This is a genomic window from Actinomyces sp. HMSC065F12, assembly GCF_001814535.1.
In the GTDB taxonomy this organism is placed as follows: Bacteria; Actinomycetota; Actinomycetes; order Actinomycetales; family Actinomycetaceae; genus Pauljensenia; species Pauljensenia radingae_A.
Genome location: NZ_KV816976.1, coordinates 160,650 through 170,048, shown reverse-complemented (window position 1 = coordinate 170,048; position 9,399 = coordinate 160,650). Strand labels below are relative to the sequence as shown.

General features: G+C 58.6%; 5 protein-coding genes. 4 read left to right on the top strand and 1 reads right to left on the bottom strand.

Annotation, left to right across the window (positions count from 1 at the left end):
* Positions 1-595 precede the first annotated feature (595 nt).
* Positions 596-1,249, top strand: a complete 654-nt coding sequence (locus HMPREF2975_RS05885) for a hypothetical protein (RefSeq protein ID WP_141757308.1) — start codon at positions 596-598, stop codon at positions 1,247-1,249.
* A 15-nt stretch (positions 1,250-1,264) separates the two neighbouring features.
* Here the strand turns inward: HMPREF2975_RS05885 and HMPREF2975_RS05880 are convergent, their stop codons facing one another.
* Positions 1,265-3,634, bottom strand: coding sequence for a glycogen/starch/alpha-glucan phosphorylase (locus HMPREF2975_RS05880; RefSeq protein ID WP_070726454.1), 2,370 nt, complete (start codon positions 3,632-3,634; stop codon positions 1,265-1,267).
* Between the two features lie 333 nt (positions 3,635-3,967).
* Between HMPREF2975_RS05880 and HMPREF2975_RS05875 the strand changes: the two genes are divergently transcribed.
* The 3 genes from HMPREF2975_RS05875 to HMPREF2975_RS05865 all read left to right on the top strand — a co-directional run bounded on the left by HMPREF2975_RS05875 (position 3,968) and on the right by HMPREF2975_RS05865 (position 9,307).
* On the top strand, positions 3,968-5,992 hold the full coding sequence (locus tag HMPREF2975_RS05875; protein WP_070726451.1) for a maltotransferase domain-containing protein: 2,025 nt from the start codon (positions 3,968-3,970) through the stop codon (positions 5,990-5,992).
* Between the two features lie 197 nt (positions 5,993-6,189).
* Complete coding sequence (gene treS, locus HMPREF2975_RS05870; protein ID WP_058237816.1) at positions 6,190-7,905, top strand: maltose alpha-D-glucosyltransferase; 1,716 nt, start codon at positions 6,190-6,192, stop codon at positions 7,903-7,905.
* Positions 7,898-9,307, top strand: a complete 1,410-nt coding sequence (locus HMPREF2975_RS05865) for a phosphotransferase (protein WP_058236973.1) — start codon at positions 7,898-7,900, stop codon at positions 9,305-9,307. The genes treS and HMPREF2975_RS05865 overlap by 8 nt, the downstream gene beginning before the upstream one ends.
* Positions 9,308-9,399: the final 92 nt, after the last annotated feature.

The window sequence follows — 9,399 nt, the reverse complement described above, 5'->3', positions numbered from 1 at the left end:
CCACTTTCGCGCTCAAAATATGTAAGGTACGCCGTGCTATTGATTAGTAAGTTCTAGTAAGCTATACTGACATTGATACAGCTTCAATACTAACAATGTTGTTGGGAGGCAACCAGATGCACAAGACACCACTGTCTACGAGAATTCTTTCAGTGCTTTTTTCAGTGTCCTTGCTAACTTCTGTGTTCACGGTGCTATCACCTCATCAGGCAAATGCGGCATCAGCGAGCACAAGCGCCACATATTACCGATCCAACACGATTTTCACCACTGTGCGGCACCATACTCCCGGCTATATGTCATGGGAAAACCAACGGGGCACAACGCACTGGAGTGACGGCACCACAACATCTACCTACTGCGGTGGCGCCTCAGGCGACGCAGTAGCCTTGCGCTACCCGGGAGGGAATCAGTTCGCAGTAACATACTTCATTCCGACGAAGGCCAATCACAAGAGTTTCCCGCAAAGCTACGGGGCACGTGACTTTGTTATGTCCTTCGCAATCAAAGGTACCTGTGGCGCGCCGCCATGGGAAGAATCTCGATCAGTATGGGGAGTGATCCATTACTAATGCATACATCCATCACGAATCACATGCGCGCCACGCGCATTCTTCTGATCGCAGCAGGACTTCTATGCATCGCAGCGACCTGTCTTGCACTGTTCGTCCTCACGCCCAGCACGCAGGCAAACAGGACTGAAGCGCGCAACCCTGATCTTGCACAATACGCTCAAAGCGCCGATATTCCAGAGCAGATCAGCACTCAGGCACAGCAGGAAATGGCACAAGTGGGCGAGGAATACCCGCCTGGCGCCACCCCGCCCACCGTTGCCGACCTGCTTCCGTGGGCAGTAGGCGCTGAAGTGGATTCAGTAAGCACCGATCACATTCAGTACACGTCCGGCGCCGATAACCCCGTAGCAATGCGTCAGGCACAGCAAACTGACCCGTCTACCGACGCTCCCGTCACAGTCGTCACCGCCGAAGGAGATGTTGCGGTCCTCGCAGCCCTTGACTGGGAGTGTGCCTGGATCAAGGAATTCGTTAACGCCACGAACAGTGGAAACGCGGACCGTGTGAACACAGCAGTGACGCAGATCAGCAAATTCCCCGATCTTGACGTCATCCAGCGTTTTAACCCTGAAGTCGGTGAAGGACACGCCCGTGACGTCATTCCCCGCATCCAGCAAGGAGACGTCGAATTTGCGAACTATTGGCTCGCTACCACATGTAGCGAGCCTGAATAGTTCAGCGTGACAGGATCACTGGTCGATCGGGGCTGCCTCAAGCTTCCACACCTCGCGCGCATAGTCGCGGATCGTGCGGTCCGATGAGAAGCGTCCCGACTTCGTGATGTTGACCCATGTCTTGCGTGCCCATGCCTGGCGGTCACAGTAGTCACGCGCCATCTGGTCGCGAGCCGTGCGGTAGGCATCGAAATCACCCAGCACGTAGTACACGTCGGCCGGATCGTAACTGCCTTCCAGCAGTGACAGACGCAGGTCATGGAAATCACCTGTGCCGCCGTCATCCAGCGTGCCGTCAGTCATTGCATCGAGCACACGCTTCAGTCCAGGTACGTTTTCATAGTGCCAGCGCGGATCGTATGTACGGCGCAGTTCAGGCAACTCATCTTCCGTGGCACCGAAGATGTAGGCGTTATCCTGGCCCACAGCGTCCAGAATCTCCACGTTCGCGCCATCGAGCGTGCCCAGCGTCAGTGCACCGTTCATCATGAACTTCATGTTCGAGGTGCCCGACGCTTCCTTGCCGGCAGTTGAAATCTGCTCAGACACGTCAGCAGCCGGAATGATGTGCTCAGCAGGCGAGACGTTGTAGTTTTCCACGAAGATAACTGTGATGCGCCCGTCAATGTCAGGATCGTTGTTGACCAGATCCCCGATTGAGTTGATCAGCTTGATGATCGCCTTGGCACGTATATATCCCGGCGCTGCCTTCGCACCGAAGATGAACACGCGCGGCGGCAGATCCAGTGACGGATCCTCCTTGAGTCGGTAGTACAGGTCCAGAATGTAGAACGCATTCATCAGCTGACGCTTGTACTCGTGCAAACGCTTGATCTGCACGTCGAAGATCGCATCAGGATTGACCTCAATGCCCTGGCGGTTCTTGATCCACTGAGCAAAGTCAACCTTGTTGTCATGCTTGATGTCGATCAGTCGCTGCAGAACACTCTCGTCAACGCTGTCAGTGAACTGTGCGAGGACGTCAAGATCGGTGACCCACTGGTCTGAGCCGGTCACCTCGTCAAGCAGGGCGGACAGGCGCGGGTTGCACTGACGCAGCCAGCGACGAGGGGTCACACCGTTCGTCTTGTTATTGAAGCGCTCGGGCCAGATGTCATGCCACTGACGCAGCGTTTCGCGCTTGATAATTTCTGTGTGCAGCGCGGCCACACCGTTAATCGAATACGACGCATAGCAGGCAATCCACGCCATGTGCACCATGTTGCCCTGGACCGGAGCCATGTAGTTGATGGTTCCCTCGTCGATGCCGCGCTCAGTCATGTCGATGCGGAAGCGGCGGTCGATTTCGCGCACAATTTCCATGATGCGCGGGAAGAGGCGATCAAAGATCGATGTCTCCCACTTCTCCAGCGCTTCAGCCAGCACCGTGTGGTTCGTGTACGCGAACGTGTGACTGACGACGTCCCATGCTGCTTCCCACGTCCAGCCGTACTCATCCAGCAGGATTCGCATCAGTTCGGGGATGGCCAGAACCGGGTGAGTGTCGTTGAGCTGAATCGCATTGAAATCAGCCAGCGTTGTCAGGTCGCCCTCGTGCTGGGCAATATGGTTGGCAACAATGTCGTGCAGCGAGGCGGCGCAGAAGAAGTACTGCTGGCGCACGCGCAGGATCTTGCCCTCGAACGTGGAGTCATTGGGGTACAGCACGCGTGAAATGTCGGCGACGGCTTCACGCTCGACAATGGCGTCAGTGAAGCGCTGCGAGTTGAACGCGTCGTAGTCGAATTCTTCAACCGGCTCTGCACGCCACAGTCGCAGCGTTCCCACGTTACGTGTGCCGTATCCGGTGATCGGCATGTCGTAGGGAATGGCTCGCACATCCATGTCGGCATAGTGAATGATGCGCTGTTCTTCCTCGCGGCGCACAATGAAGGGGTAGCCCTCCTCCATCCACGCATCGGGCTGTTCACGCTGGAAGCCGTCCTCAAACAGCTGCTTGAACAGGCCATAGCGGTACAAGATTCCGTAGCCGTTCACCGGGTAGTCCAGTGTGGCGCAAGAGTCGAGGAAGCAGGCTGCCAGTCGCCCGAGGCCACCGTTGCCCAGCGCTGCATCCGGTTCCTGTTCCAGGACATCGGACAGCGTCTGGCCAAAAGAATTGACGATCTTTTCTGCCTCATCCGTCAGGCCGAGGTTCGACAGGTTATTCAGCAATGCGCGACCCATCAGGAATTCGGCCGAGAAATAGTGTTCCCGTCGTTTGGTTGCATACAGACGGTTGGTACGATCCCAGTCGCTCGCGACGCGGTCAACAACTGCCGCAGAAAGGCCCTGCCACATTTCCATGAGGGTGGAGCGATCTGCTGGTCGACCTGAAAAGGAGCGGACTTGCGAAGTGGCTGCATCAGCCAGGCTATACGACATCTAGTAATCAATCCCTTCAGTTAGACACGCTGCAGCAGCTGAAGCACCCGCGTGTAATGCGCTGAATCATTCTCACACACAGCAGTCTAGTGGTCCCTGCATTCAGCGTCGAATGGTGAATATCTCCGCTGAATGCATGGTGAGAAAATTTCATTGACGTTTCACGTGGGGTCTCGAACGTGTCATGGCTCAGTCACGTTCAGCCTTGATGCGACCACAAGATACGGCATGGGAATTCTTCTCGGCGATGCGCACACCACCCATGGTCCCCCACGTGCCTCCCAAATTCAGTACCCTAACAGTGTGAGCCACAAATCTTCTCGACCACTCGACATGACCGTGACGCGCATCCCCGCGGTGGAACTCTCCCCCGTTGTGGAAGGCGGGCGGCTTCCAGCCAAGGCGACCGCCGGTGAGCCATTCCCCATTCGCGCAACGGTGTTTCGCGAGGGACACGACGCCTATCAGGCCGAAGCGGTCCTGATTGACCCCGACGGACATGACCACACGATTGCTCCGATGGTGGATATTGCACCCGGTCTGGATCGCTACGAGGCATGGGTGATGCCTGACCGACCCGGCAACTGGTCATTTTGCATTCAGACGTGGTCAGATCCCTACGCTACGTGGCGACATGATGCCACCATTAAAGTCGATGCCGACATCGACGCTGACCTCATGCTGGAAGAGGGCGCACGCCTGTTTGAGCGCATGATCGAAGGGAGGGCACTGGCCAATTCTGACCAGCAGGGTCTGGCTGAGCCCCATGCGCGCGTCCTCCACAGTGCAATCTCCATCATGCGCGATGCCACCCGATCAAACCAGCAGCGCCTGTCGGCCGGTATATCGTCTTCTGTGCGCCACATTGTGCGTCAGTACCCACTGCGTGACCTGGTCGGTCGCACTGAGGCCTATCCGCTGCATGTCGCGCGCACCCGCGCCCTGGTGGGCTCCTGGTATGAGATTTTCCCTCGCTCAGCCGGAGCATTCCAGCGCCCTGATGGCACATGGGTCTCAGGCACACTGCGCACCGCAATTGAGGAACTCGATCGCATCAGTGCGATGGGATTTGATGTCATCTACCTCACACCAGTTCACCCCATCGGCACGACGTTCCGCAAGGGCAAGAACAATACGCTGAATGCTCTGGAAACCGATCCTGGTTCCCCCTACGGCATCGGGTCAGATGAAGGGGGCCACGACGCGATTCACCCTGACCTGGGAGATTTTGACGATTTCGATGCATTCGTCGCTGCCGCATACGAACGCGGCATGGAGGTCGCACTCGACTTTGCCCTGCAGTGTTCACCGGATCACCCGTGGGTCAGGGACCATCCCGAATGGTTCTCGCAGCGAGCCGACGGCTCCATCGCGTATGCGGAGAATCCGCCCAAGAAGTACCAGGACATCTACCCCATTAACTTCGATCACGATCCTGAAGGCCTGTTCGAAGCGATCCACGACCTGTTCCGCCTGTGGATCGCACACGGCGTGAAGATTTTCCGAGTGGACAACCCGCACACCAAGCCAGTGAACTTCTGGAAACGCATGATGGACACGCTGCATCGCGAATATCCAGACGTGATCTGCCTGGCTGAAGCGTTCACTCGCCCCGCCATGATGCGCACGCTGGGTGCCGTCGGTTTTGACCAGTCCTACACGTACTTCGCGTGGCGTACCTATAAGAAGGAGATCGAAGAGTACCTCAAGGAAGTCTCCGAGCAGACACCGCACCTGATGCGCCCGACATTCTGGCCGACGACGCACGATATTTTGACGCCGCAGATGACCGAGGGCGGCACCGCCATGTTTGCAATCCGCGCGATTCTGGCCGCATGCGGCGCTCCGACGTGGGGCATCTACTCCGGCTACGAGCTGGTCGAATCGGTACCGCGCCCCGGTTTTGAAGAACAGATCAACAACGAGAAATACGAGTACCGTCCGCGCAGGTGGGAGGATGCGGAGCGCACGGGTATTCCTCAGTTGCTCACCCTGCTCAACACTGCACGAGGGCGACATCGTGCCCTGCAGCAGCTTCACCAGATCAGCATTCACCGTACATCCAACGACCAGTTGCTGTGCTTCTCACGGCACATTCCCGGACAGTTCACACCTGATGGGAACTCGGACACGGTGATCGTGGTGGTCTCACTGGATCCGCATCATGAAGTGTGGGGCTCTGTTGACCTCGATGTCAACGCGCCCGGCATGGAGCTGCTCAACGCTGGCCACGGCGGCGGGTTGAACCTTGTCGATGAACTGGACGGCATGGAGTACCGCTGGGGTGCGTCGAATGTGGTGCGGCTGAGCCCGTGGACCCGCATCGGACACGTCTTTGGGGTTGAACAGCAACAGTAGAATGCACCGCGCGCCTCCAGGCGCCGCGGGTCCCACTCGCCGGGCATGAAATGCATACACACCGTGCATCAGCGCGCCGTAACTGGCAGTATGATGCCATGACCGTTGATGATTCATCGCGCGCTGAACTGGACGCCGCACCTGAGACGACGACCGCCACCTCCAGCCACTATGCGCAACTCTCACCATTCCACAATATGACGGTGGACCAGCCACACGAGGATGAAGCCGCCCTCGTCCCTGTGGCCGACGACCCCAGTTGGTACCGCCACGCAGTCTTCTATGAGCTGCTGATCCACTCTTTCCAGGACTCCAACGGCGACGGCGTGGGTGACATTCCCGGCCTGATCTCGCGGCTCGACTACCTCAAGTGGCTCGGTATCGATGCAATCTGGCTGCCCCCGTTCTTTCCTTCCCCTCTGGCCGACGGCGGCTACGACATTTCCGACTACAAGGGCATCGACGAACGCTTCGGCACGATGGATGATTTCCGTGCCCTCGTGGAAGCCGCACATGAACGAGGCCTGCGCATCGTGCTGGACATGGTCATGAACCACACGTCCGACCAGCACCCGTGGTTCCAGTCCTCACGCTCCGACCCGAACGGACCGTACGGCGATTTCTACGTCTGGCGTGACCGACCCAACGAATACGCCGACGCGCGCATCATTTTCGTGGACTCGGAAGTATCGAACTGGACGTGGGATGAGGAGCGCCACCAGTTCTTCTGGCATCGTTTCTTCTCACACCAGCCGGACCTGAACTATGAAAACCCTGCGGTGCGCGAAGCCATGAAAGACGTGGTGCGTTTTTGGTGCACCACCGGTGTGGACGGCTTCAGGTTGGATGCCATCCCCTACCTGTTCGAAGAAGAAGGTACGAACTGCGAAAACCTCCCGGCCACGCACGAGTTCATCGCGGACCTGCGCGCAATGGTCGAAGAAGAGTTCCCCGGCACCGTCATGATTGCCGAGGCGAACCAGCCGCCTCACGAGGTTGTCGCCTACTTTGGAACCGATGAGGCACCCGAGTGCCATATCTGCTTCCACTTCCCGATCATGCCGCGCATTTTCGCCGCACTGCGCGAAGAATCCTCCCACGGGCTGCGCGAAATCCTGGCTGCCACCCCTCCCCTGCCCAAGGGTGGCCAATGGGGTGTTTTCCTGCGCAATCACGATGAACTGACCCTGGAGATGGTCACGGACGAGGAACGCGCCAGGATGTATGAGTGGTACTGCCCTGAAGAGCGCATGCGTTCCAATGTCGGTATACGTCGACGACTCATGCCGCTGCTGCATGCCTCGCGCCGCGAGGTTGAACTGGCCTACGCGCTGCTGCTGTCCTTGCCCGGTTCCCCGTTCCTGTTCTATGGCGATGAGATCGGTATGGGTGACAACGTGGATCTGCCTGACCGTTTCGGCGTGCGCACCCCTATGCAGTGGGATGACACGCCGACGATGGGCTTTTCCGATGCCCCGCAGGATCAGTGGTTCCTGCCGGGAATTTCATCACCGACCTATGACCAGCGCGCAGTGAACGTGGCCGAGCACGCCACCCGCCCGACCTCGATGCTGAACTGGACGCGCAAGATGCTGAACACGCGCCGCAAGCATGCGCCGTTCGGATTTGGTGACATGACGCTGCTGTGGTCCTCTGACGATGCTGTGCTCGCGTTCTTGCGCCGAGACGAATCCGAAACGATTCTGTGCGTCAACAACCTGTCCACTGAACCGCACTCCGCGAAGATCCACCTGCCCGGCATGGCCGGCTGGCATCTGTACGATCTTGGATCGGGCAACGCGTTCCCGGATGTGCGTGACGATGAGACGGTGGACATCACGCTGCCGCGCCACGGCTTTTACTGGCTGGGCGTGACGTTCCTTGAACCAGAAAGTGAGGAAGAAGATGAGTAACGCACCGTCTTCCATTCAACTCCTGGAAGCGATCGCCCCGTGGCTCACGTCGAGGCGATGGTTCCCACGCACCAGCGACCGCACATTGCAGGTCATTGGCGAGCTCAATGCCGATTCAGGCTATCTGGAACCGCCGGGAACTCCGGAGTCCGATTCCGGTGATTTAGCGTCAGTTCGCCTGCTGATCATCCAGGCCGGCTCGCAACTGCTCAACGTCCCCCTCGTTCTCGTTCCGCAGGCCGGAGACGACGTTGCCGAAACGTTCGACAATCCTGCGACGGACGTTGACGAGGGCGACCCCATCGGATCGATTGGTGACCTGAGTATTCTGGACGGCGTGTCGGTGTGGGCATTTTGGGACACGTGGCTGGCGATGGGTCGTGCCGTTGGAACGGTGGATGCTGACACCGTTGAACGCATGCGCGACATGCGTGACCAGGTACAGGTGTATGGAGGCGAGCAGTCGAACACCTCGGTTATTTTCCGAGGTACCACAGACGAGACTCCTGGAATCATCGCGAAGGTACTGCGCGTGCTCACGGAGGGTGCTCACCCGGATGTTGAGGTGCCCACCGCGCTATGCGAGGCTGACTGGAACCACGTGCCACGCGTTTTCGGCTACGTTGCCGTCCCGGCACGCGTGCGTTCGTGGCCCAAGAAGGAATCGGAACTGTGTGTGGCGACCATTATCAGTGAGCTGGTACGCGATGGGCGCGACGGTTTCGTCTTCTTTGTCGATGGTGCCTCCCGCGGTGAAGATCTTACCGAGCAGGCACGTTCACTGGGTACCGTGACAGCTCAGATGCATGAGATTCTGGCGAGGGCTCTGCCCACTGCTGACGGGCCGACGCCATCGCAGATCGCTGCGCGGGTGCGCAACAACCTCGATGCTGCGCACGCTGAGGTCCCTGGCCTGACCGGCGAACTCGTGGATACATTGGGCCGCGAGCTGGACCAGCTCGCACAATGGGACGAGCCGCTTCAGGCGACCCGCATTCACGGCGACTACCACCTGGGGCAGACCCTGCTCAGCGATGATGGGTGGAAGATTCTGGACTTCGAGGGCGAGCCGCTGCGCCCCCTGGCCGAGCGCACCGCCCCTGACCTGCCGCTCAAGGACGTTGCCGGGATGCTGCGTTCCTTCGACTATGCGATGGCGCAGGCACGACGCCTTGCCGATGATGACTCAGCGATTGACGATGCCGTCGCTCACGAGTGGGTCAGCCAGCACCAGCGTGCGTTCCTTGAGGGGTATCACGCTGATTTCTCGGGTCGCGACGACGCACTCATGACTGCACTGATCATTGAGAAGGCAGCCTATGAGTCGATCTACGAACATAGGATGCGTCCAGACTGGCTGAGTATTCCCCTCGATGCGCTCACCGAACTGGCTGAGCGGTAAAACGGTCGACACGTGGAGCACATCGGACGGTCGTTTGTTGCAAAGAACGCCACGACCGTCCGAACGGCCACGCCGTGACCGTGTGCATGGGA

Excerpts from the sequence above, each read along its gene's own strand:
- HMPREF2975_RS05885 (WP_141757308.1), top strand. The coding sequence starts at position 596 with ATGCGCGCCACGCGCATTCTTCTGATCGCAGCAGGACTTCTATGCATC.
- treS (WP_058237816.1), top strand. The coding sequence starts at position 6,190 with ATGACGGTGGACCAGCCACACGAGGATGAAGCCGCCCTCGTCCCTGTG.
- HMPREF2975_RS05865 (WP_058236973.1), top strand. The coding sequence starts at position 7,898 with ATGAGTAACGCACCGTCTTCCATTCAACTCCTGGAAGCGATCGCCCCG.
- HMPREF2975_RS05880 (WP_070726454.1), bottom strand. The coding sequence starts at position 3,634 with ATGTCGTATAGCCTGGCTGATGCAGCCACTTCGCAAGTCCGCTCCTTT.
- HMPREF2975_RS05875 (WP_070726451.1), top strand. The coding sequence starts at position 3,968 with ATGACCGTGACGCGCATCCCCGCGGTGGAACTCTCCCCCGTTGTGGAA.